Genomic DNA, 24,313 nt, shown 5'->3' on the forward strand with positions numbered 1-24,313 from the left:
TCGCCATCGATTGATTCCATTCACAACACCGAAAGAGCGATGTTGATAATCGTGGCTCGAAAGAGAAGGAATGAGTACAGAAATTCGATTAATTTTTGCAGTTGCTATTTTCTGCAGTTGCTATTTTTTGCGATATCAATGGTGATCCCCTTGATTTTTAAACCCATCGAATCGCCTAATTCAATCGCTTTAAATATTTCACCGTATCTTCCTGATAGCCTAACTGACTATAAAACGATCGTGCCCGACCATTTCCACCAAATGCATTGAGCGTAATAAAGCTGAGGCTTCGCGCCTTTGCCCAGGTTTCGGCATACGCCATGAGTGCCTGACCAATGCCCTGCCCTGATGCTTCGGGAATGACGACGATATCGGAAATGTGGGCGTGGCGTTCTTGCGTGAAGAAATCGGTCAGCGTTTCCAGAAAGATAAACCCCAGCGATTTGCCCTGTGAATCAACGGCAATAAAAATATTTTGCGGTGTGGGATAGCTGATGATTGCCCGATCGATTTCCTTTGCAATTGCCCGAATCACCTGATCGGGATCGCGTTCAGTGGGAGAGCCAAATTCCACAAAGCGCGGAACAAGACTGAGGATAAACGAGCGATCGTCGGTCGTTGCAGGGCGAATTTGGACAGGCAGCATCGGCAGATTCAGCTTTAGATTCAATGCAAGGATAAACGAATCCCAATCAGTTTTACGATGGGTAACAGTATTTCAGCTAGGGGGAAAGGCACAATGCGAATTTTGGTGATGGGCGGAACTCGCTTTATTGGGGTTCATCTGACGCGCCTGCTGGTCGAGCAAGACCATGAAGTGGTGCTGTTTAATCGAGGCAATAAACCTGCACCGATCGAAGGCGTTGAGCAAATCCACGGCGATCGAACCGATACAGACCAGCTTAAAGAAAAGCTTGCAGGCGAATCGTTTGACGCAGTGTTTGATAACAATGGACGCGAACTGAGCGACACTCAACCTCTGGCTGAAATCTTTCGCGATAGCATCAAGCATTTTGTCTACGTCAGCTCAGCAGGGGTCTACCTCAAATCTGACCAAATGCCCCACCAGGAAAGCGACCCCGTTGACCCCAAGAGCCGACACAAAGGCAAGTTTGAAACCGAAACCTATCTGGCAGAACAGGGCATTCCCTTCACCTCGGTTCGTCCGGTCTATATTTACGGACCGCAAAACTATAACGACCTGGAAGCCTGGTACTTCGATCGAATTGTGCGCGATCGTCCCGTCCCCATTCCCGGAAACGGAATGCACATCACCCAGTTTGGTCACGTTCACGATCTGGCAAGTGCAATGGTCGCGGTGCTGGGTAATCCCAGAGCGATCGGGCAAATTTACAACATTTCGGGCGATCGCTATGTCACCTTTGATGGCTTAGCGCGTGCCTGTGCCGTTGCCGCCGGAAAAGACCCCGCCTCGCTCAAAATTGTCCACTACGACCCGAAGCAGTTTGACTTCGGCAAAAAGAAAGCCTTTCCGATGCGTGTCCAGCACTTCTTCACCGACATTTACAAAGCGCAAAAAGACCTTTACTGGAAGCCTGAATTCGACCTGATTTCCGGCTTAAAAGATTCCTTCCAGAATGACTATCTGGCGATCGGGCGGGATGCCGCTGAGGTGGATTTCTCACTGGATGAGGAGATTCTGGAGAAGGTGGGGGAATGAAGAGATGAGAAGACATCCATCCACTCATCCTCTCAGGTAAGATCCAATCAACAACCTGTCCAACGGAGAACAGCAATGCGTTCCTTCTGGCTTGATCCTTATCTCTGGGTGCATCTTGCGGGGGTGGCGGTTGTGCCGATCGCGCTCGAAGGGTGTTTGCTGGGGTTTGCGGCGAGTAATTCGCTGTTGCCGCCCTGGGTAGAACTGGGGCTAGTAGGCGCAATTGGGGCTTTGCCGATTTTGTGGATGCAGTGGCAGCGTCCTTTCTGCATTTATAGCCTGATGTTTCTGGCGGTGCAGCCCCGGCATCTCAGCGACGAGCAGCGGCGGCTCTTGCGGCGGTTTAAGGAGCCTTTGGGCAAGGGGCTTTCAGTGCTGACGGCGGTCTTATTGTTCGTTGTGCTGTGGCCACTTTATCAGCTTGCGCCGATCGCCTGGGAGTCATCCACGATCGTTCCCGGTGGAGCATTGGGGGGGCTGCTGCTCGCAACGGTGAGCTTTCTGATCAGCAATTTGTTTTTGCAGGTTCCGGTGAGCGTGGCGCAGGTCATGCTGACGAAGGAACAAACGATCGCCGCGACCGAACCTTATCCAGTCAATGCGGTGGCGAGAGACTTTACCTTATTCGGAGTTTGGATCAATCAGCAAATCCTGCCGCCGCTCCGGGCTACAACGATTCCGGCAACTGCTGCCGCTGGCACGGATGGAACGGAAACGGGAACGATCGATTCTCTGGGCGATCGCCGCAAAAAGAACGCAAAAACTCGCTACCCCGATCCTCAGCCTCGCTCTGAGAACGCACAACCCCAAGCAGGCTCCCCCCCAAATTCGGCGGCACAAACAAGCGCACCCCGCACAAAGCGTAACTTCGTTCCGGTCGAAGTGATCGATGCTGAGTTTCGAGAGTTGGACACAGAAGACGAATGGGATGAAACAATCGTTTCTGAGGAGGAAAGCCTGACCGAAGATCCCGCAGCAAGCCCCGAAGCGCAGCCAGCAGTCGCGGCAGCCAGCTCAGACACGGAAACACAGGTTGCCGCAAATTTAGAAACCGACCTAGAAACAAGCCTGGAAACCAACCTGGAAACCAACCGGGAACCACTTTCCGAAGCCATTGAAACCTCAGACCTAGCTGCTTCCCAGGCAACCGCAGAGGAAATTGCAGAAACCGCAGAAGCTGCTGCTGAACCGATTTCAATAGAGACAGAAATAGAGACAAAAACCGAAGATGAGCTGCTAGAACCGATTCCTGAACCGATCGAAGAACAGCCCGAAACAAGAATCACCCCTCTAACAGGCGCAGATTCGCTGCAAATCTCTTCGATGACCTTGATGGAAACGGAAGATGTCAGTGAAGATGCAGCCCTGGATGTGTCAGCCGTCGAAGTCGTGACAGCGGAAATTGTCGAGGATGTGAGCGAAGATGCAGCCGTACCCGCTGAGACGATCGAGTCCTGGCTGGAGGACGACTGGGAAGACGAAACACCGGGCTAGGGCATTCCTAGAATAATTCGTAGACTGCGGCGAGCGATTTCGTAGACGGGTTCGGTATTGCGATCGCTGGTATTTGTCCAGGCGATCAGCATCAAATCATGGACGGGCAGATAAAGGGCAACCATCGAAAATCCGGTTGTTTGATTAATTTGTCCCCAGCCTTCGCCCCAAGCAGTCGGCAAGCGGGCAATTCCCAATCCATAGCCGCCCTCATCGGAGTCTACCAGAGTCAGCATTTTCTCCACCGAGGTTTCATATAACAGCGCATTGTCGAGAAATAGCCCGCGAAAGAGCTGCACCAGGTCAGGCGCACTCGAAATCATGCCTGTATCGCCCAGCCCGATCGCCGGATTAATTAAAGGTTTGGTCACGCTCTGCATCGCTCCATCCTTGTCCCAGTCGGCGTATCCCTGCACAAAGCCACCCGGAATTTCTTCTTGCTGCTCCAGGAATGTATTTTTGAGATTGAGCCGATCGCTAATGCGGGAGCGAATGACCCTGGATAATGGGCTACCCGTGGCTCGCTCAATGATCATGCCCAGCAGAATATAGTTGGCGTGGGAGTAGGAAAAATCATTTAAGGAACTCGGAGGGCGATCTTCCGCTGCGGCAGCATCGTTGAGCAGATAAGCCAACACTTCCTGCGGTTTCCATTGACGCGACGGGTCAGCTCTCACGGTCTCCCAAAATGCCTCGCGCTCCGGTTCGAGCAAGCCGCTGGTATGGTTGAGCAACTGGCGAACCGTAATTTTCTCGCTATTTAGAATTTGCTGGCTCAAGTCTGCCGGAAGCCAATTTGTAATCGAAGCATCCAGATCAAGCACGTCCTCTTCGGCAAGCTGCAAACAGACGATTGCTACAAACATCTCGGTCAGAGTGCCCAGCCGAAAGCGATCGGTCGGCTTCAGGGGCGTTTGTGCTGCGAGATCGGCTTTTCCGGCAACCCCCATCCAGTTTCCTTCTGAAGTGGATAGGTACAGCACCGCTCCTGGTAGCTTCATCGACTCCACTTTTCCACTCAACATCTGCTGAAGCTTATTCGCCGTTTCTGCCGGGAATGGGGCAGGTTTTGTTTGCGCCGCCGAGAGCGTTGCCTGCTGCGTCCCTAGCCTGACTTCCTTCTGCTGTGCCTGCTCACCCCGCCGACAGCCAGCCGTGCCCGTCAGCAGCAAAACTGTGAGAATCACAAGAATTCGGTGCTTCATCGATCGCCAGGGAGGTGGGGGGTAAGGGGGAACTTATATTGTGGCAGATGTATTGTTGCAGATGAAGGCGGAGCGGTGGATGAAAGGATAAGGGAAATGAAATTGGGGATAAGGAATTAGCAAGCTTTTGATAGGACGATCGCACTTGCAAAAGCGTGTTGTCTCAATCAATTAATCCTGAAGATTTAATCCTGAAAATCTAATCTTGAAAATTAATCCTGAGATACTGAACTTCCCTCAACCTTAGCCACTCTGCACCCCTCCACTCCCCCAAATCCCCAAAATCGTTCTAAATAATAAAGGAGCTTCCCAAACGACCTACTTTACCTATGCCGCTACCCGATCGCCCCGAAGGGGAAACTGCTTCGCATCGTTACCCTGCTGTTTTACCGATTTACCGGGCTATTTTGGATTCCAAGCTGCCGCCTCATTTGCTGCTCTGGATCGCCCTCTGTGCGGGCATTGTAATGGGATTAGCACCTGCGCCTGCAAATGCCTGGTTTCTTGCCTGGATTGCGATCGTTCCTTTGTGGGTTTTGGTCGTGCGATCGCAGCCGGAATCGAGCCAAATCGCGGCTAGAAACCACTTTCCCACCTTTAACTTTTTGCTGGGAGCTGCCTGGGGGGTGGGCTACAACGGCACGGCATTGTTTTGGATTAAGGATTTGCATCCGCTTACCTGGATGGGCATTCCCTGGCTTGCCAGTATCACGATTGCGATCGCCTGCTGGCTGATAATTATCCTTTGGGGTGGGCTGCTGGTGGGCATCTGGGCGGGGAGCCTGGCGTGGATTAATCGGCGGGGGCGACTGGCTCCGGTCAGCCGTGTTGTGGTGGGCACTGCACTGTGGTGCATTCTGGAAACGGTGTGGAGCTGGAGCCCACTGGAATGGACGTTTTTGTCTTATACGCAGAGTCCGCATGATCGGTGGATTTTGCATTTGGGGCAGCTTGCAGGACCGATGCTGGTGGCAGGGGCGATCGTTGCCTTTAACGGATTTTTGGCAGAAGGGTGGATGGCAAGAGACGGAGGGCGAGGGCGACTGGCACGATCGCTTTGGGGGCTGGGTTTGGTCTGGCTGATTGGGCTACATGGGGTTGGGTTTGGTCTGGCGAGCCGATCGCTGGCAACGCCCCCAGAAGCAGCACTGTCGATTGGGATTGTGCAGGGAAATGTGCCGACGCGGATCAAGCTGTTTGAAGCGGGAATTCGCCTTTCGATTGATAATTACACCAGAGGCTATGAAATGCTGGTAGGCCAAGGGGTGCAGGCAGTTTTAACGCCTGAGGGAACCTTTCCCTGGCTCTGGCTCAGTCGTCCGCTGCAAAATCCGTTTTATCGGGCACTGCTCGATCGCCGCATTCCTGCCTGGGTGGGCACGGTCGGGTTAAACCAGGGCAATTTGACCCAATCACTGGTGACGATCGCAGGCGACGGAGAAGTCTTGAGCCGCTATGACAAAGTGAAGCTTGTGCCGCTGGGCGAGTATGTGCCGTTTGCCGAGACGATCGGGCAATTCATCGGGCGGCTATCGCCGGTTGAGGCATCGCTTACGCCCGGTCACGGCGAGCAGCAAGTGAAAACGCCTTTTGGACAGGCGATCGTTGGGATTTGCTTTGATTCTGCGTTTTCCTATATTTTCCGTAATCAGGCGCGATCGGGCGGCGAGTTTATTCTAACGGCTTCCAACAACGATCCCTACGGGCCGGCAATGATGGCACAGCACCACGCTCAGGATGTCATGCGAGCCATCGAAACCGATCGCTGGGCAGTGCGGGCAACCAATACCGGATTTTCGGGCATTGTCGATCCACACGGCAAAACGGAATGGCTGTCTGAATTTCGCCTGTATCAAACTCACGCCCACACGATTTATCGCCGCCAAACTCAAACGCTCTACGTCCGCTGGGGAGACTGGTTTACGCCGCTGGTGAGTTTATTGGCGATCGGCTTGTTGGTCAAAGACGCGGCGAAATCTAACCCGATTTAGCGACTGGCAGCGGTTCTAAGATACTGCAAAATGCCTCTCGCGATCGCCGTTGCCATCTGGTTTTGCCAGTTGGGGTTGGCAAGACGGGGGGCATCTTGGCTGCCGGTGACAAAGCCAATTTCGACCAGAACCGCAGGCATCGAAGTTCTTCGCAGCACATAAAAGCGAGCCTGCCGCACGCCGCGATCGTTCATGCCCAGGTCGCTCATAATACTGTGGTGAATCGTGTCTGCCAGTCCTGCACCGCTGGAATAGTAATAGGTTTCAACACCGTTCACCTCTGGGCGATCCATGCTGATTGAGTTAGCGTGAATGCTGACAAAGAGCGCGGCGTTCACCTGCTCGGCAATATCCACACGCGGCTGCAAATCAATTTCGCGATCGTCGCTACGAGTCATCACTGCCTGAATGCCCTGCTGCTCTAGCAAGCGTGCCACCTGCTGAGACACATTCAGCACAATATCGGCTTCGCGAATGTTGCCAATTCCAACTGCGCCCACGTCTACTCCCCCGTGTCCCGGATCGATCGCCACCACCAGTCGTCCATTGCCAGGGCGAGGTAACGGCTGGATTGAATTCGATTGCGGCGGTAGGGATCGGAATGAGGGAGGGTTTCCAGACAAAGCCGCAGCAGAAGGACTCGCAGCCGATCGCGCTGGGGTTCCTTGGAGGGGCGATCGCTCCATTTCTAGTGATAGAAGCTGCGGACTGACCAGATTCAGGGAACCAAACCGCACTCCCGTTGCAGGCTGCAAGGAAATCACGACTGTATCCGCATCTTCCTGCCGCAGCCGCACCCGAATTAAAGGACTGTTTGCCGTTAGCCGTGGTCCTGTAATTCGCTCTGCTAACCGTGCCGGAGACAGCACAATTTGATACGTGCCGTCTTGCCAGCGAGTCGTAGGTGCCACAGGGCGATCGGACTCGATCAAAAGCTGGTTATTCACCGGATTGAGTTCCACGCCTTCGATCGTCACCGTGCCATTCGATGCAGAAACCCTCGTTCCCTGAGCCGTCAATGGAGTCGGATTCGGCTGAGCCGCGATCGATCGACCCGATGAATTCTGAGCCGCATTGGCTCGTTCTGAATTGGCTCGTTCTGCACTAATTCGCTCTGCGGTTCCCCCCACGGACGATCGATTGGCTTGACGTGAAGTTGTCCGGTCAGACGCAGACGGATTGCGAGCGGTGCGGGCAGTCGAGCTGTTTCCAGTGGGCAGCATCACAATTCCACCCAAATTGCTCACCGTTGCCTGCCAGTCCTGACTGCTAGGGTCAACCTCCAGGCGAATTCGCACGGTTGGGCGACGATTGGAAGAACGATCGCTCACCTGCTCAAACTGCACCCGCTCCACGCCAAATCGATCGATCGACACTTCCTGCTGGGTCAATTCTGGCGAAAGCACTGCATTTTCAACCGTCAGAACCACCGATCGCCGATCGCGGCTACGCTCAACTTCGACCTGGGGCACCCCGCTCCTGAAGCGCACAAACAACCCGTCTGACGTTGCCTGAATGCCTGCAATTTGGGCTAGCGTGGGGTCAATTCCCTCCACGGAAGGAGTGCTTTGCATCGCATCAGGCGGATTGGCAACTGGATTGGCAATTGGATTGGTAACTGAAGCAGCGGGAGGAGCCTCACGAGAAACTGCGACCGATTCGGGCATCGGCTGAGGAAGCTGAACCGTCCACTGCGTTGGCGAAAGTCCGCGAAACCGAATTTGCTGCGGGTCGATCGTATAACCAGGAGCCAGTTCAAGAACAATGCGCGTCGTCTGACCGTCAAACTGCTCGATGCGAATCTGCCGAATATTGCCGCTGAAATCACGATCGATCGGAGCCTGCTCCATCTCGATATCTGGTAGATCAATCACCAGACGAGTCGGATTGGTTACAAGCTGGGCGCGGGGCTGTACGGGTTCACGGGTTCTAAACTCAAGCTGATTTTGCCCTGGGTCAAACCGCCAGGATGTCACTCCCGTTGCCAGAGCCGGAGCGACGACACTGGGAGAAATGACACAAAAAACGCTAACGGCACTGGGGAGCCACCACTGAATCTTCAAAGCTGCTTTTCCTTACAATTCCTTACAGTGCGATTGATACAGTGCGATCGATGTTTGGCTGTCAAATCTTCAGGTGTGATGCTGTCTGGGTCAGTCGAGAGCCTGTTTACTAGATCTGGTTCACTAGATCCTCTGTTACATCGCTGTTACATCACGAATGAACAGAGAATACAGGTCAGGCAAACGGATAAACGAAATCGAAATGAGCGAAATCAGTGTAGCCTAACGCTGCTGTATTGCAACTTCAATCGGAAGCCCGTTATGAACTGAAATCAGGCAATTCGACCAAAGACTGCTCTTATTTCGAGGCGATCGTCCCAAATTCGCGAGTTTGCTCAATTGCTCAGGCAGTTTGATGCTAGGTCTTGCGCCTAAAATAGCAATTCAACGAACAGAGACGCTAAATCTGCGACACCCAATATTAAGCCAATTCCTGCAAAGGTCAAGGCTTGTCTCAGAAAGATTTAGGAAGATTGCTGACAATTCTGTGCGCTGTCGCAATCGCCCGTCATTCAAGCACTGACCCTTTTGTTTCCACTTCCCCACCCCTGTCACAATTCCCCATCCTCTGTTGCAACTCTTAACGTTGCCGCTCGTTGTAGAGCCTGATCCCTTGATAGACTAAGGGACGTAAAAGATTTTGACTGATTTTGCAATCCGTCTTTTACAGGACTTGCCATCGCCGCAAGACTTTCATTCGTTAAAAGTCCACCCGTTAAAGTCAGCAGCCTTCCTCTGGGTTTGCTTAGGTTTGATTCGCTTAAGTAACTGGGGTTTGGGCATCATACTGAAGCAAGAGAAAAGGAACACATGGTAGATTCGCTGAAAAAACCTGAAATTGCAGAGCTGCGACCTGGAGTTAAGGTTCCGGCAAAAGACACCATCCTCACCCCCCGGTTTTACACCACCGACTTTGACGAGATGGCAACAATGGACATCTCGCCGAACGAGGATGAGCTGCGGGCAATCTTAGAAGAGTTCCGCACCGACTATAATCGCCATCACTTCGTTCGCAACGAAGAATTCCAGCAGTCCTGGGATCACCTCGACGGCGAAACTCGTGCTCTGTTTGTCGAGTTCCTGGAGCGATCCTGCACGGCTGAGTTTTCTGGATTTCTGCTCTACAAAGAGTTGTCCCGCAAGCTGAAAGACAGAAACCCGCTGCTGGCAGAGTGCTTTTTGCTGATGTCTCGCGACGAGGCACGCCATGCCGGATTCCTCAACAAGGCAATGTCCGACTTTGGGCTTCAGCTCGACTTGGGCTTCCTCACCGAAAGCAAGAGCTACACCTTCTTCAAGCCCAAGTTCATCTTTTACGCCACTTATCTCTCAGAGAAGATCGGTTACTGGCGTTACATCACCATCTTCCGCCATCTGGAGCAACACCCCGAACACCGGATTTATCCGATCTTCAAGTTCTTCGAGAACTGGTGTCAGGATGAAAACCGCCACGGCGACTTCTTTGACGCGATCATGAAGTCTCAGCCCAGCATCCTCAACGACTGGAAAGCTCGCCTCTGGTCGCGGTTCTTCTTGCTGTCAGTGTTTGCCACGATGTTTCTGAACGACATTCAGCGATCGAGCTTCTATGCTTCGCTGGGTTTGAATGCACGCGACTACGACATCCATGTGATCCAGAAAACGAACGAAACCGCAGGACGGGTCTTTCCCCTAATCCTGAACGTGGATCACCCCGACTTTTTCAAACTGCTGGATGAAGCCGCTGCTGCTAACCTGAAGCTGATGGAAGCAGGCAAAGGCAATGCCCCCGGCGTGGTGAAACTGCTGAAGAAAGTGCCCCACGTTGCCAAGATTGGCGTAAATTTGTTGCGCCTGTATTTGATGAAGCCGATCGACACGGCTCGTCTGGAAGGCTCGGTTCGCTAGTTTGACCTCACCCCTCAACTCGGCGGTTCTGCTCAGGCGGAGCCGCTTTTTTCATGCGATCTCAAAATTTCTACTCAACCTTGTCACAATTGCCAATTCCTTGCTATATTAGATGAGTCGACGCGGGGTAGAGCAGCCTGGTAGCTCGTCGGGCTCATAACCCGAAGGTCAGTGGTTCAAATCCGCTCCCCGCCACCAATTAGGAAAACCCTAGATTCTAAGGAGTCTGGGGTTTTGACCTTTTAAAGGAACTGAGTAGAAGCTGAAAAAAGACAGCGCAAACCTTGCTCTGCAGAATTCCCACAATCGAGCGAGGAACAACGTAGCCGTAGCCCATGCTGTACTAACATGGCTTCAATTCGATCGCAGCATGATGCAGAATAGGCTCTTAGCAGATCTGGTGTGAGTGAGGATGAGCATGGATCGCCCAACCCAGTTTGGACATCCCAGCGGGGATATGGCTTTGCGCCAATTGATGATCCCTTTATCCTGTAGTGACGGGGAGCCGCTGCCTGCCGATCTCGATTACTCCAAAGGGGAAATTGCTTCGCATCGCCTCCAGTTGCCCGATCTGCTGCTGCGAGCGAGTGAAACGGAAAAGGGTGTGCTTTATGTGCTGCCCGATCAGAGTTGTCAGTTTGTGTCTTATGCCGAATTGCTGACTCAGGCACAGCGAGTTCTTGCCGGACTGCGATCGATCGGACTCCAGCCCCAAGATCCAGTGGTTTTGCAAATTAGCGATCGGCTCGACTTCTTGCCGTGCTTTTGGGGCTGTCTGCTGGGGGGATTTGTGCCCGTGCCGATCGCGGTTGCGCCGAACTATCGTGCTGATCACAGTAAGGCGATCGCGCTACTGGAGGCGTTGCGGTGGTTTGTGCGTCCGGTGGTGATTGCGAATGGGGAATTGCAGGAAGCGATCGGGGATTTTCTTAACGATCAGGAATTTGCCCCCCACCCCTTTACCAGGAGGAAACTTCCGAACCAGCAGGAGGATTTATCCTTTGCTCAAAGTGCTTTATCTGCTCAAAGTGCTTTATCTGCTCAAAGTGCCTCACCGATAGAGAATTCAGGCAGCAGTACAGCAAAGTCCGTTTCACCAGAGATTTTGCTGGCTGAGGAGCTGCAGCAGTTTGAACCCGATCGCCAGATTCATTACAGTGCACCAGACGAGCTGGCTCTAATTTTGCTGACTTCTGGCAGTACGGGCATTCCTAAAGGAGTGACCCTGAGCGGACGCAATCTGCTCGCCAGTGTGTATGGCATGGCAACCGTGAACCGACTGACGGCAACAGAGACCACGCTGAACTGGATGCCGATCGAACACGTTGCCAGTCTGGTGATGTTTCATCTGACCGAGGTGTATTTGGGCTGTTCGCAAATTCACGTCGCGAATGAGCTAATTTTGCAGGAACCGCTTCGCTGGCTAGATTTGATCGAGGCGCATCGTGTCACAGCAACCTGGTCGCCTAATTTTGGCTATGGGCTGGTAATCGATCGTCTGCAAGCAGGAACCTCAGCAAAAACCTGGGATTTGTCCTCAATTCGCTGGATGGGCAACGGCGCAGAGGCAGTCGTCGGCAAAACGACCCGCCACTTTCTAGCGCTGCTGGAACCCCACGGGTTAAGCGGAACGGCGGTCAGTCCGGGGTATGGAATGTCGGAAACTTGCTCTGGCATTGTCCATTCCGATCGCTTTTCGTGCCAAACCACGTCGGACGAGGACACTTATATCGAGCTGGGCAAACCGATTCCCGGCGTATCGCTGCGAGTTGTGGATGAGGCAAATCAGCTTGTTCCCGAAGGAACGATCGGTCAGCTTCAGGTGCGCGGAGTGACAGTGACGGCTGGCTATTACCAGCGACCTGATCTGAATGCGGAAGTTTTTACGCCGGATGGCTGGTTTAACACGGGCGATCTGGGCTTTTTGCAATCCGGTCGCTTAACGATTACGGGTCGCCAGAAAGAAGTGATTATCATCAACGGTGCAAACTACGCTAATCACGAAATTGAGGCGATCGTAGAGGCACTAGACGGAATAGCGGTGTCCTTCACGGCGGCTTGTGCAGTGCGGCGATTACCCGCTGGCGAAACTGGGAAGCAATCCAGCGATTCGACCGAGCAACTCGCGATTTTCTTTTGTCCAGAGACAGGGTGTGACAATCTGGCTGCTGTGATGCCGTTGATCAAGACAATTCAGCGGCGAGTGGGAGAGGCGATCGGCATCAGTCCCCGATTTGTCATTCCGGTAGAGCAGAAGGAGATTCCCAAAACGGCGATCGGCAAAATTCAGCGATCGGTGCTGAGTGGAAGATTTGGAACGGGGGAGTTTGATGGAATTATCAGGCAAATCAACGAATTGTGGGGACAGCAGGCAATCGATCGACCGCAGACGGAGCGACAACAGCAGATTGTTTCGATCTGGCAGGACGTTTTAGCACTGGAACGGGTGGGAATTCGCGATAACTTCTTTGAACTGGGCGGCAACTCGCTGCGGCTCATGCAGGTGCTTGCCCGACTGCAAACGGAATTCGATTGTCCTGATCTGCATACTGTAAGCCTGTTTCAGCATCCGACGATCGAATCTTTGGCGCAATTTTTAAGCGACTTGAGCAACACCAGGGAAAATCCAACGGTTAATTCCAGCCTTCAGCAGGCACAGCAGCGACAGCAAACCCGCCGATCGTCTCTGATTTCGTCTGAGGTTGCCGTGATTGGAATGGCTTGTCGGTTTCCGGGGGCGGAGTCGATCGATCAGTTCTGGCGCAATTTGTGTGACGGAGTGGAGTCGATCGCCTTTTTTAGCGATGAAGAAATCTTGGCTTCGGGGATTGATCCAACGCTGCTCCAGAATCCTGCCTATGTCAAAGCAAGTCCAATTTTGAAGGATGTTGATCGCTTCGACGCAGAATTTTTTGGCTACAGCCCCAGAGAAGCAGAACTAATCGATCCACAGCAGCGGCTGTTGCTGGAGTGTGCTTGGGAAGGTCTAGAAGATGCAGGCTATGACCCGTTTTCTTATCCCGGATCGATCGCGCTTTATGCGGGTGCGTCAATGAATACTTACCTGCTAAATCATGTTTATCCAAACCGCGATCGGCTAGATGCCCACGAAAATATGCAGGTGTTTAACCTGAGTTCGATGGGCGGATTTCAGGTGACGATTGCCAACGATAAAGACTATTTGACCACGCGCACGTCTTACAAGCTGAATCTCACAGGCGCGAGTGTGAACGTGCAAACTGCTTGCTCGACTTCGCTGGTGGCGATTCATTTGGCAGCGCAAAGTTTGCGATCGGGCGAATGTGAGATTGCGTTGGCGGGTGGGGTTTCGGTGCATACGCCGCAGCAGGTGGGGCATCTGTATCAGGAAGGGCTAATTTTGTCGCCGGATGGTCACTGTCGCGCTTTTGATGCAAAGGCACAAGGCACGATTTTTGGCAGCGGAGCGGGGGTGGTGGTGTTAAAGCGGCTGGACCAGGCGATCGAAGCGGGCGATCGAATTTATGCGGTCATTAAAGGTTCGGCGATCGGCAATGATGGCAGTCAAAAAGTGGGCTATCTAGCTCCTCGCGCCGAGGGTCAAGCAACGGTTGCCGCAGAAGCTCTGGCAATGGCAGATGTCCCCGCAGACACGATCGGCTATGTCGAGGCTCATGGAACCGGAACCTCGTTAGGCGACCCAATCGAAGTTGCCGGACTAACCCAGGCGTTTCGCCTCAGCACTCAGCAGCAGCAGTTTTGCGCGATCGGCTCCGTCAAGACGAATGTGGGACACTTAAACGTTGCGTCGGGCGTGGTGGGATTTATCAAAGCAGTGCTATCGGTGCATCATCGCCAGATTCCGCCGAGCCTGCATTTTGAAGCTCCAAATCCGCAAATTGATTTCGATCGCAGTCCGTTTTACGTCAACACGCGCCTGTTGGACTGGCAGGAAGCGGGGCATCCACGACGGGCAGGGGTGAACTCGCTGGGAATCGGCGGCACCAATGCCCACGTCATTCTTGAAGAAGCTCCGACGATCGCGGCTGTGACGCAGGCGGATGATTCCTCCCTATTGGGAAATGCGGCATTGGGAAATGCGGCGGATCGTCCTGATCATTTGCTGACGCTATCTGCCAAAAGCGAATCTGCTCTGAACGATTTGCTTGACCGCTATGAAAGGTTTCTCAAGCAATGTTTGCATTTGGGGGGCAATGCAGAAGCGCTCACCTGCCTCAAACAACCCAATCGCTTTCTCGCCGATCTTTGCTTCACCACTAACGTCGGACGATCGCACTTTGAGCATCGACTCGCATTCGTATCCAACTCAATTCCGCATCTCCTCGAACAGATTGCCCAGCGTCCCCGCTCCATTCGTTCTGGCATTTCTTCGCCCATCGCATTTCTCTTCACCGGACAGGGTTCGCAGTATTCCGGGATGGGTCGGCAGCTTTATGAAACGGAACCCGTGTTTCGGGAAACGATCGATCGGTGTGAGGCAATCTTACAAGGAGAAATCGATCGACCGCTGCGGCAGTTGCTCTTTGCCGAAGATGCTGCCGAACTTTTGAATCAAACTCTCTATACCCAGCCTGCCATTTTTACGATCGACTATGCTCTAGCGCAGCTCTGGATGTCTTGGGGCGTTGAGCCAGATATCGTCATGGGGCACAGCATCGGTGAATATGTGGCGGCTTGTGTGGCGGGGGTATTCAGCCTGGAGGATGGCTTAAAGCTGGTGGCGGCGCGGGGTCGGCTGATGCAGGTGTTACCGCCAGGGGGCATGGTGGCAATCAGAAGCGATGAGGCAACGGTGCGATCGTTCCTTGCTGATTTTGAGGGTGAGACTGACCCGGAAACGGTGACGATCGCTGCCATCAATAGCGATCAAAATATCGTTGTGTCTGGAAAAATTCCATCGCTGCAAACTCTGGTCGATCGCCTCACCGATCGCGGCATTAAAACGACCTGGCTCAATGTCTCCCATGCGTTTCATTCGCCCCTGCTGGAACCACTGCGATTCGCGCAAAGCGCAACTCCGAACGAACCGAACTTTGAGCAAATTGCGCGCCAAGTCAGCTATTCCACACCGCAGCGCCAGCTGATTTCTAACCTGACCGGGGATTTTATCGCTGACGAAATCGCCTCCCCAGACTACTGGAGTCGCCATCTGGTGCAGCCTGTTTTATTTGCTGCCGGAATGAAGACCCTGATTCGATCGGGTTGTGCAATTTTCCTGGAATGTGGAGCGCATCCGGTGCTGCTAGGGATGGGACGTGAACAGTTTCCCGATGACCCCTTAGGGGGAACAGCTTCGCATCGCCGCATTTGGCTGCCAAGTTTGAGACGCGATTTGCCCAGAGAAACAACCAGAGCGATAACCAGAGGGAAAACGGCTTCGCATCGCTCGAATACCGAAACGCTGCTGCAAAGCCTGGGCGAACTTTATCAGCAGGGTATCCCTGTAGATTGGCAGGCGTTCCACCAAGGCTTTTCTCGTCATCGGATGTCTCTGCCGACCTATCCGTTTCAGCGACAACGCTGCTGGATCGATCCGCCTGGGCAATTTCCCCTTCAGGAAGCGGCGAAGCGATCGGCTCAGCCTGTTCTCACTGCTTCCGAAAGTCATCCTCTGTTAGGAAACCGTGTTTCTACGCCGCTTAAAATTGCGCTGTTTCAGTCGCTTCTCTGCGAACATTCGCCGGACTTCCTCACCGATCATCGCCTTGAGGATCGCCCCATTTTGCCGGGAACTGCCTTTGTGGAAATGGCTCTGGCGATCGCTGTGCAACAGTTGAAAACCGAGACGATTTCGCTGAGCCAGATCGAGTTTCAGCAGCCGCTCATTTTGTCATCCACACCGCAAACGGTTCAGACGATCGCCACCCCAATTCCTCTGTCCAACCGCAGCGAGGTAATTGGTTCCGGGATTCGCATTGAAATTTACAGTCAACAGCCCGATCATCAGCAGCCCGATTACCAGCAAGATTCTGGCTGGACACTTCACTGCACAGGACAGGCGCAGGTTTGCGATCGTCCGATTCTACCCAGCGCAAGCCTGGCACAAATCCGGCAGCGTCTTTCTGAGCGGCGATTCGCTGAAACCCACTATCAAAGCTTTGAAGCCGCAGGCATTCGATATGGGGCAAGCTTCCGGGGGGTTGCACAGCTCTGGCGCAAAGACGGTGAAGCGTTAGGGCAAATTTCATCCTGTGATGCTCAGCCCTATCAGATTCATCCTGCCCAGCTTGATGCCTGCATTCAAGTTGCAGCGGCAGCCCTGCCCGCTCGTCTGCAAGGCGTGACTTATTTGCCTGTGGCGATCGAGTCTTTCAGCCTGCTTCAGCGTCCGGCGGGAACGGTTTGGAGCCATGTGCAGCTACGCTCTTGGGCGGACAATTCGACTCACATTACGGCTGATTTATCGCTGTACAGTGACTCTGGTGAATGCCTTGCCCACATCGAAGGACTGACCCTTCAGCGAATTCAACCTTCATCCGATCGGGTGCGATCGTTCTCCTGGCAGGACTGGCTGTATGAGATTGATTGGCAACCTGTTCCCCTGGTTTCTTCACAGGAGGCAATGACTCCAGCAGGGAAAATGCTTTGCAGCGATCGAGGTTACTGGCTGATTGTGGGCGAAGCAAATGATTCGATCGACGCTTTGACTGGGCTGCTCGAAACCCAGCAACAACCCTGGGCAAGGCTTGATCCGGCTGATTTATCCTCTCTAAAGGAGTGGGCTTCGTTTGAAGGTTCTGAAAGCTCCCTAAATTCCTTACACCGAGGGGACTTTGAAAGTCAGAATAATCGGCAAGATTCTCCCCAGAATGAGGGGGCTAGCGGGGCAAACCTGCGCGGGGTTATCTTCTTTGCGGATGCCGTGACCCCTGAACTTTTAACTCTCGACTCCCTGGAAGAGTTTGTTTCTGAGCAGTGCAGCCGTTTGTTGGCGATCGTTCAGTCTATAACTCATCTGAACCCGCCACCGCAGCTCTGGATTGTGACGCGAGGCGTTTGTCAGCCGTCGATCTTGCTGGAGGCAACCGGACAGGCTCCGCTGTGGGGCATGGCGCGATCGATTCGGCTAGAGCATCCCGAACTGAACTGCATCACGATCGATCTAGAAAACCTTTCGGGCGCAGAAGCCGCAAGTCTGCTCTGGGCAGAGTTCGTCAGCCAGGACGGGGAAAACCAGATTGCCTATCGCAATCAAACCCGTTATGCAGCGCGGCTTGTACGACATTCTGTTGTAAAACATTTCACGGAGAAGTTGCCTGACGTTGCTCAATCGCTCCGCCTCGAAATTCTCAATCGCGGCACGCTGGATCAGCTTGTTTGGCAGCCGATCGATCGCCGTCCTCCCCAACCCGGCGAAGTCGAGATTCGCGTCTGGGCAACGGGGCTAAATTTTCGGGATGTGATGAACGTGCTGGGGCTGTATCCGGGCGAAGCGGGTTTGCTGGGCCTGGAGTGTGCCGGGGAAGTGGTCGCTGTCGGCCAGGGTGTGACCTCGGTTCAAGTGGGCGATCGGGTGGTGGCACTGGCGACGGGCAGCTTTAGCGAATGGGTCACGGTTGATGCGCGGCGAGTGGTTCCCCTGCCCTCTGATCTAGACTTTGCCGCAGCCGCTACGATTCCGATCGCCTTTTTGACTGCCTGGTATGGCTTGCATCACCTTGCCCAGATCAAACCCGGAGAACGGGTGCTCATTCACTCGGCAGCAGGTGGAGTCGGTCTGGCCGCAGTCCAGATCGCGCAGCAGGCAGGGGCAGAACTCTGGGCAACCGCAGCTCCGGCGAAGTGGGACTTTTTGCGATCGATTGGCGTTGAACACGTCTTGAGCGATCGATCGACTGAATTTGCCGCAGCCATCCAGGCTCAAACTGGGGGACAAGGAATGGATATTATCCTCAATTCCCTGTCCGGCGAATTTATCCCGGCAAATCTGTCAATTTTGCGTCGGAGCGGTCGCCTGATCGAAATCGGCAAGCAGGGCATCTGGTCAACCGAACAGGTTGCTCAGGTTCGTTCTGATGTGGCATATCACATCATGGATCTAATGCAGACCACCCAGGAACAGCCACAAACAATTCAGGCCCTGCTGAGCCAGCTTTTGCAGCAGTTTCATTCGCGCGGGCTGCAGCCCCTGCCGCACAAAGTGTTCGATCGGAGTCAGTCGATCGCAGCCTTTCGCTGGATGCAGCAGGCAAAGCACATCGGCAAAATCGTCATTGCCCACCCTGAACCTGCTCCCGTTTCACATCCAGTCTCACAGCCTTTCACCGTCAAACCCAGCGGCACTTATTTGATTACAGGCGGCCTCGGCGCACTTGGACTGCACGTTGCCCAATGGCTTATCGATCGCGGCGCAACCTCCCTTCTCCTGATCGGACGCAGCAAACCCACCCCCGAAACCCAAACCAAACTCGATCATTTCCAGGCTCAGGGAATCCAGATCACGATCGCCCAACTCGACATCACGGATCAACAATCCCTCCAAACCCTTCTCACTCCCTACCTCCACCCACCCACTCGCCTCCCTTCCCCTCCGCCCCTGCTCGGCATCTTCCACGCTGCAGGCGTCCTTAATGACGGCATTCTCCAGCACCAGACCGCCGATCGCTTCCAGTCCGTCCTATCCCCCAAAGTTCGGGGAGCCTTAAATCTGCACGAGCTAACGCAGCATCACCCGATCGACTGCTTTGTGATGTTTTCCTCAGCGGCTTCGCTTCTGGGATCAGGCGGACAGTCCAGCTACGCAGCAGCAAACGGTTTTATGGATGCGCTGGCTCAGGTTAGACGATCGCTTGGCTTACCCGGACTCAGCATTCACTGGGCAGCGTGGGAATCCACAGGAATGGCAGCCCGTTCTAGAACGGCTCAGGCTGAGGGAAGAGAGACGATGCAAAGCGCTTTCCCCGTTGGGGTAATCTCCCCCGAAATCGGACTCATTATCCTGGAAACCCTCTTGAACCAATCATCCGTGCAGGTCGGCGTTTTGCCGATCGATTGGGCAAATTGGAATCCGCCTGCGGCACTCAAGCCCCTCGTCGCACCATGCTCTGCTCAAGCCTCTCCTCCTTCCTCCCCTTCTTCACGTCCTCATCCCCCCACTGTTTTCAAGGACGCTGAAGACTTTTATCAAACTCTGGTCAATGCCCCGTCAGACGATCGCCCTCACCTCATCACCCATCATGTAAAAGCCCACATCGCAAAAATCTTGGGCGTTCATGCAGAGACGCTGACCGATCTGCATCAGGGATTCTCCGAAATGGGCATGGATTCTTTGACGATCGTAGAGCTGAGAAATCGGCTGCAAACTAGTCTGGGAAAACCGTTGTCGGTCGCGCTGCTGTATGATTATCCGACAATCACCACACTGACCGATCATCTGCTGCAATGGCTATTTGGGACGGCGATAGAACAAAGTTCCTTTCCTGAAGGAAGGGAAACTCCAGCAATGCAAAGTACTTCCCCGAGTGGGGGAATCGATCTGCCGTCCGAGATTGAGTCCCTTTCGGATGCAGAAGCCGAAGCCTTACTGCTGCAAACCCTGGAACAGCTTAACTTATAGGAATGCACAGCCCGATCGCAATGACAGAAAAAGCAACCGAAACCCGAACGCCAACTCAGCGTGCCCTCCTCGCAATTCAGCAGCTTCAGGCAAAACTTGACGCCCTAGAGCAGGCACAGCACGAACCGATCGCCATTATCGGCATGGGCTGTCGCTTTCCCAGTGCAGATACGCCTGAGGATTTCTGGAAACTGCTTCGCAGCTGCACCGATGCCATTACCCCGGTTCCAGATGATCGCTGGCAAACTGATGATCTTTACAGCACTGACCCGCAGGCTCCCGGTAAGCTCTACACCCGTGAAGGCGGCTTTGTGCCCCACCCGTACGACTTTGACGCGCCCTTCTTTCGGATTGCCCCCCGCGAAGCGATCAGCCTCGACCCGCAGCAGCGGCTTTTGCTCGAAGTGGGCTGGGAGGCACTGGAATCCGCCGGACTGTCAGCCGATCATCTGATTGGAACTCAGGGCGGCGTGTTTGTCGGCATTTGCAGCATTGACTATTGGCAGCAGTTGCTCAGCCGCGATCGGGCTCAGATCGACGCTTATCTCACCACCGGCAATACCCATAGCACCGCATCCGGGCGGCTTGCCTATTTGCTGGGCTGGACAGGACCGAGTTTATCGATCGATACAGCCTGCGCTTCGTCACTCACGGCGGTTCATCTCGCCTGTCAAAGTTTGCGGCAGGGGGAATGTTCGGTGGCATTGGCAGGCGGCGTCAATCGGATTCTTACCCCCGAAACCAACATCAATTTTTCTAAGGCGCGAATGCTTTCCCCCGACGATCGCTGTAAAAGTTTCGACGCGGCAGCAAACGGCTTTGTGCGGGCAGAAGGCTGCGGCTTGATTGTGCTAAAACGCTACCGGGATGCAGTAGCAGCGGGCGATCGCATTGATGCCGTAATTTTAGGATCAGCCACCAACCACGACGGGCGCACCAGCGGCTTAACCGTTCCCAGCAGCATTGCCCAGCAGGCAGCCATTCGTCAGGCGTTAAGCAATAGCCGGATTCCGCCCGAGCAGGTCAGTTACCTTGAAGCCCACGGAACCGGAACGGCGATCGGAGATCCCATCGAAGTGAATGCGATCGCGGAAGTTTTTGGGCAGGATCGATCGGCTCCACTCTGGCTCGGCTCGGTCAAAACGAATATTGGACACCTGGAAGCTGCCGCCGGAATTGCCGGACTTATCAAAACCGTGCTGGCACTTCAGCATGGAGAAATTCCGCCCAATCTGCATTTCCAAACCCCCAATCCCCACATCGACTGGCAACGGCTCCCGGTGAAAGTGCCGATCGATCCCGTTTCCTGGACAAGGCAAGACCAGCCCCTCAATCAGCCCAGAACCGCCGGAATCAGTGCCTTTGGGTTTAACGGCAGCAATGCCCATATTGTGATCGCAGACCCACCCGTGAGCGATCGCCCTCAGCCTGCCCCGGTTCCAACCCAACATCTGTTTACCCTCTCTGCCCGCAGCGAAACTGCCCTGCATCAGCTAGTCGATCGCTACATCGTTCACCTGAGCCATCATCCTGAACAATCGATCGCCGACCTTTGCTTTACTGCCTACACCGGACGATCGCATTTTGCTCACCGGATAGCCGTGGTGATGACTTCAAGTTCTGACCTTCAGGCAAAACTGACGGCATGGCGATCGGGTCAATCTGTAATGGGTTTCTTCCAGAGCAGTGCGGCGAGCCAAAACAATTTAATCGAGAAAGGCGGGGAAGCGATCGTGCAGGAGCTAACCGGATTCGCTCAGCAGTATGTTCAGGGAGAAACGATCGACTGGGAGCAAATTGATCCAGTTCGGCGACAGAAGGTGGTTTTGCCTTTTTATGCCTTTCAGCGTCAGCGATATCAAGGATAGGGCATTGCTCGCGAATCGGCAAACCTGAGCTGGCTGGGTTGAACGGGTTTCCGGCTTCTGGGGCTGTCCGTTCGATTACCCTAACGGGGGAACTGCTTCGGATCGCACTGCCCGAAACATCCCAAAACGGCAAAGACCTGTACCAAAGGCAAGCCGCATCAGCAGCAGTGTTGGCACTTCTCGCAGCGATTTAATCAAGCCCGATGGACCAAACCGCACCAGTCCTGCCGGTCGAGCAATACCCTGCCAGATCGAATCCAGCCAGGAAGGAAGGGTAGGTTCTGTCCAGTTGGCAGTGACGACTTCGCCTTCAACTAACCTGGTTGCTTGCAAAAGTTCAGCAAAGCCTTCAATGCTGGAGAATGCCGGGTGCGACCACTGATCCAGGAGTTGGCGCATCACGGGTCTTTCCCAGAAATTAAGCGGCTTCTGGCGATCGTCTCGCTGGTTCCAATCTGCCATAACCATGATGCCTCCCGGCTTGACAACCCGCATGAGTTCTTTGGCGAAAATGGCTTTGTCAGGCATATGGGGTCCGGCTTCGATCGACCAAACCACATCAAAACGGGCATCGGGAAACGACAGTGCCATTGCATCATCCACCTGAAACTGCACATTTAAATCGGCGGGCGTGAGCTCCTGAGCACGTTTCACCTGCTGAGGGCTGATGGTCACTCCGGTGACAGCAAACCCGTAGTCTCGCGCCAAAATGCGGCTGCTGCCGCCAATGCCACAACCCACATCTAGCACCGTTGTGCCCGCAGGCAACCGATCTAAGCCGCCCCAGCGCACCATTTCATGCACAAAGTCTGCTTTTGCCTCCAGAAAATCCTTGCGTTTTGGCGGCGAACCGTAATGTCCCAGGTGAATATGCTCGCCCCAGTAGAACTCTAGAATGCCGTCTTCAGTCCATTCATCGTAGGAATGAGCGACCGAATCAGCAGATTGATAGCGGCGAGCCGTTAGGAGATAAACCCCTATCCCCAGGATCAGCAGGAACAGGACAATTCCGATCGCCGCAAAAAACAAACTCATTGAGATCAAGCCTTCATTTTTGTGACATTTTCTTAACAATTTTATTGTATTGCGGGATTGCAGGTTGAAGGGGGGTTAGGGCTGGCGATTGGGCGATGTGAAGCAGTTCTCCCGATGGGGTAATCGGCTTGTGGAACGTGCTACGCCAAGCCCTGAACACTCCGGGTTCGCGGCATGATGGAAGGTGCATGAAAATCTGAAATCCATTCCCAAGCCCCATGACTCACTTTTCTGCTCCAGACTCCGAACTGCAATTAACGATCCAAGACAGCTTACAGGCGATCGCCACCGACTTGGGACAGCCGATCGACGAAGCCGAAGCGCAGCAGCTTTATCAAGATGCTTTGGGACTGCTAGATCACATTGCCTGGGAACCGATTACGCTGGCACGCCTGGCAGGCACGCTGCTGGTTTATCAGTCGCAGGAGATTGAGCCAGAAGAGTTGACGTGGTTTCGATCGCAGGTGAAGCAGTGCCAGGACGATGAAGAGATCGAGGAGCTGATTGAGTCACTGCACCGCGTTGATTCGTTATAGGGGGCTTCAGAAAGTCTATTCTGCGGACGAGATACGATAGGCACAGCGACGATCGCCGGCAATCAGATGCTCAACTCGCTCAATTTTCACGTCTGATCCCAGCAGTGCCGAAAAAACCTGTAGCTCTGAAGCACAAATCTGGCTGCATGTCCGGGCTGCCGAGTGAATTGCACAGTGATTTTCGATTAGCAGCACTGCGTCTTCCGCTTCCTGCACAACTTCTGCCATATAGCCTTCCTGGGCACGAAGTTGAGCGATCGTCTTCACTTGCGCCTGCCAGCCATCTTCGGGAAGCTGTGCCTGATAGTTGTCGATTTGCTGTTGGGTGCGTTTGGCAAGCAAAGCGTCCAGTCCGTCCTGACCAAAAAGCTGCTCAACGCCCTGCAGAACATTCACCAGCAGTTCGGCATGATTATCGGGAAAGCGTTTTGCTGCCTTTTCGGTGAGCTGCCACTGCTTGATCGGGCGACCAACCGGACGGCGTTCTTCTTGATAAGTAACCAGGTTATCTGCCTGCAATGTCTGGAGGTGTTGCCGAATTGCCATTGCAGACACCTGAAGCTGAGCGGCTAAAACGGCGGCAGTTTGCGGTCCATGCAGCTTGAGCAAATGCAGAATTTGATTTTTGGCTTTGAGTTTGTCGCTTTCCAGTAGCTCAGTCATTGTCTTTTCCCCCTAACTCCCTGAAAAATGCGCCTTGCGCTGTTTCTGCATCCTGGACTTCTGCATCCTGGACTTCTTCACCCCGTATCCTGCGATCGCTTCGCTGTTCTCTCTTCGAGGTAATCGACTCCATCCTACTTTCAGAATGCCCTAACCGAAAAGTCTCTAGCAAAAGCGATGAATTTATTGCCCGCGAATCTCGGTTGGGGGTGGAACGTTAATTTAGGGAATGCTGCCCTGCCTGCTTAGCGTTATTCTAAATTCCGATCGCCAGCGTGCTTCTACAATTGAACGACTGCAAATGACTGCAAATGACTGCAAACGACTATTAATG

At 53.8% G+C, this 24,313-nt stretch carries 12 protein-coding genes and 1 tRNA gene; 8 read left to right on the plus strand and 5 right to left on the minus strand.

Annotated features, from left to right (window positions below):
• Positions 1-175 precede the first annotated feature (175 nt).
• Positions 176-646 carry a GNAT family N-acetyltransferase gene (locus tag H6F80_RS12105; RefSeq protein WP_190791800.1) on the minus strand — a complete coding sequence of 157 codons (471 nt, stop codon included), beginning with the start codon at positions 644-646 and terminating at the stop codon, positions 176-178.
• Between the two features lie 57 nt (positions 647-703).
• Between H6F80_RS12105 and H6F80_RS12110 the strand changes: the two genes are divergently transcribed.
• A complete protein-coding gene (locus H6F80_RS12110) occupies positions 704-1,681 on the plus strand; it encodes an NAD-dependent epimerase/dehydratase family protein (RefSeq protein ID WP_518523565.1) in 978 nt (325 codons plus the stop codon).
• A gap of 75 nt (positions 1,682-1,756) precedes the next feature.
• Complete coding sequence (locus H6F80_RS12115) at positions 1,757-3,175, plus strand: low-complexity tail membrane protein (RefSeq protein WP_190791801.1); 1,419 nt, start codon at positions 1,757-1,759, stop codon at positions 3,173-3,175.
• Here H6F80_RS12115 and H6F80_RS12120 read toward each other — a convergent pair.
• Complete coding sequence (locus tag H6F80_RS12120; protein ID WP_190791802.1) at positions 3,172-4,380, minus strand: serine hydrolase domain-containing protein; 1,209 nt, start codon at positions 4,378-4,380, stop codon at positions 3,172-3,174. The two genes, H6F80_RS12115 and H6F80_RS12120, sit on opposite strands and share 4 nt — an antisense overlap.
• A gap of 329 nt (positions 4,381-4,709) precedes the next feature.
• Here H6F80_RS12120 and lnt point away from each other — a divergent pair, with 329 nt between their 5' ends.
• The gene (gene lnt, locus H6F80_RS12125; protein WP_190791803.1) at positions 4,710-6,371 is read left to right on the plus strand and encodes an apolipoprotein N-acyltransferase; all 1,662 of its coding nucleotides are present in this window, start codon (positions 4,710-4,712) and stop codon (positions 6,369-6,371) included.
• On the opposite strand, the gene H6F80_RS12130 is transcribed toward lnt, so the two are convergent.
• Complete coding sequence (locus H6F80_RS12130; RefSeq protein ID WP_190791804.1) at positions 6,368-8,434, minus strand: N-acetylmuramoyl-L-alanine amidase; 2,067 nt, start codon at positions 8,432-8,434, stop codon at positions 6,368-6,370. The two genes, lnt and H6F80_RS12130, sit on opposite strands and share 4 nt — an antisense overlap.
• An 810-nt stretch (positions 8,435-9,244) precedes the next feature.
• Here H6F80_RS12130 and acsF point away from each other — a divergent pair.
• From acsF to H6F80_RS12150, 4 genes are all read left to right on the plus strand, one after another.
• Positions 9,245-10,321 carry a magnesium-protoporphyrin IX monomethyl ester (oxidative) cyclase gene (acsF, locus tag H6F80_RS12135; protein ID WP_190791805.1) on the plus strand — a complete coding sequence of 359 codons (1,077 nt, stop codon included), beginning with the start codon at positions 9,245-9,247 and terminating at the stop codon, positions 10,319-10,321.
• A 121-nt stretch (positions 10,322-10,442) separates the two neighbouring features.
• A tRNA-Met gene (locus H6F80_RS12140) sits at positions 10,443-10,519 on the plus strand.
• Between the two features lie 220 nt (positions 10,520-10,739).
• Entirely contained in the window at positions 10,740-19,877 is a 9,138-nt protein-coding gene (locus H6F80_RS12145; RefSeq protein WP_190791806.1) for a type I polyketide synthase, read from the plus strand.
• Positions 19,878-19,897: 20 nt separating this feature from the next.
• Positions 19,898-21,745, plus strand: coding sequence for a type I polyketide synthase (locus H6F80_RS12150; RefSeq protein ID WP_190791807.1), 1,848 nt, complete (start codon positions 19,898-19,900; stop codon positions 21,743-21,745).
• A 75-nt stretch (positions 21,746-21,820) separates the two neighbouring features.
• Here the strand turns inward: H6F80_RS12150 and H6F80_RS12155 are convergent, their stop codons facing one another.
• A complete protein-coding gene (locus H6F80_RS12155) occupies positions 21,821-22,780 on the minus strand; it encodes a methyltransferase domain-containing protein (protein WP_190791808.1) in 960 nt (319 codons plus the stop codon).
• Between the two features lie 218 nt (positions 22,781-22,998).
• Here H6F80_RS12155 and H6F80_RS12160 point away from each other — a divergent pair, with 218 nt between their 5' ends.
• Complete coding sequence (locus H6F80_RS12160; RefSeq protein ID WP_190791809.1) at positions 22,999-23,316, plus strand: hypothetical protein; 318 nt, start codon at positions 22,999-23,001, stop codon at positions 23,314-23,316.
• A 15-nt stretch (positions 23,317-23,331) separates the two neighbouring features.
• Here the strand turns inward: H6F80_RS12160 and H6F80_RS12165 are convergent, their stop codons facing one another.
• Positions 23,332-23,979 carry a helix-turn-helix transcriptional regulator gene (locus tag H6F80_RS12165; RefSeq protein WP_190791810.1) on the minus strand — a complete coding sequence of 216 codons (648 nt, stop codon included), beginning with the start codon at positions 23,977-23,979 and terminating at the stop codon, positions 23,332-23,334.
• Positions 23,980-24,313 lie beyond the last annotated feature (334 nt).

Origin of the sequence: Leptolyngbya sp. FACHB-711, assembly GCF_014695615.1 — a bacterium.
Lineage (GTDB): Bacteria > Cyanobacteriota > Cyanobacteriia > Elainellales > Elainellaceae > Leptolyngbya_A.

Bases quoted from the DNA above. Each gene is read 5' to 3' on its own strand.
- H6F80_RS12105 (WP_190791800.1), bottom strand. From the start codon at position 646: ATGCTGCCTGTCCAAATTCGCCCTGCAACGACCGACGATCGCTCGTTT.
- H6F80_RS12110 (WP_518523565.1), top strand. From the start codon at position 704: ATGGGTAACAGTATTTCAGCTAGGGGGAAAGGCACAATGCGAATTTTG.
- H6F80_RS12115 (WP_190791801.1), top strand. From the start codon at position 1,757: ATGCGTTCCTTCTGGCTTGATCCTTATCTCTGGGTGCATCTTGCGGGG.
- H6F80_RS12120 (WP_190791802.1), bottom strand. From the start codon at position 4,380: ATGAAGCACCGAATTCTTGTGATTCTCACAGTTTTGCTGCTGACGGGC.
- lnt (WP_190791803.1), top strand. From the start codon at position 4,710: ATGCCGCTACCCGATCGCCCCGAAGGGGAAACTGCTTCGCATCGTTAC.
- acsF (WP_190791805.1), top strand. From the start codon at position 9,245: ATGGTAGATTCGCTGAAAAAACCTGAAATTGCAGAGCTGCGACCTGGA.
- H6F80_RS12145 (WP_190791806.1), top strand. From the start codon at position 10,740: ATGGATCGCCCAACCCAGTTTGGACATCCCAGCGGGGATATGGCTTTG.
- H6F80_RS12150 (WP_190791807.1), top strand. From the start codon at position 19,898: ATGACAGAAAAAGCAACCGAAACCCGAACGCCAACTCAGCGTGCCCTC.
- H6F80_RS12155 (WP_190791808.1), bottom strand. From the start codon at position 22,780: ATGAGTTTGTTTTTTGCGGCGATCGGAATTGTCCTGTTCCTGCTGATC.
- H6F80_RS12160 (WP_190791809.1), top strand. From the start codon at position 22,999: ATGACTCACTTTTCTGCTCCAGACTCCGAACTGCAATTAACGATCCAA.
- H6F80_RS12165 (WP_190791810.1), bottom strand. From the start codon at position 23,979: ATGACTGAGCTACTGGAAAGCGACAAACTCAAAGCCAAAAATCAAATT.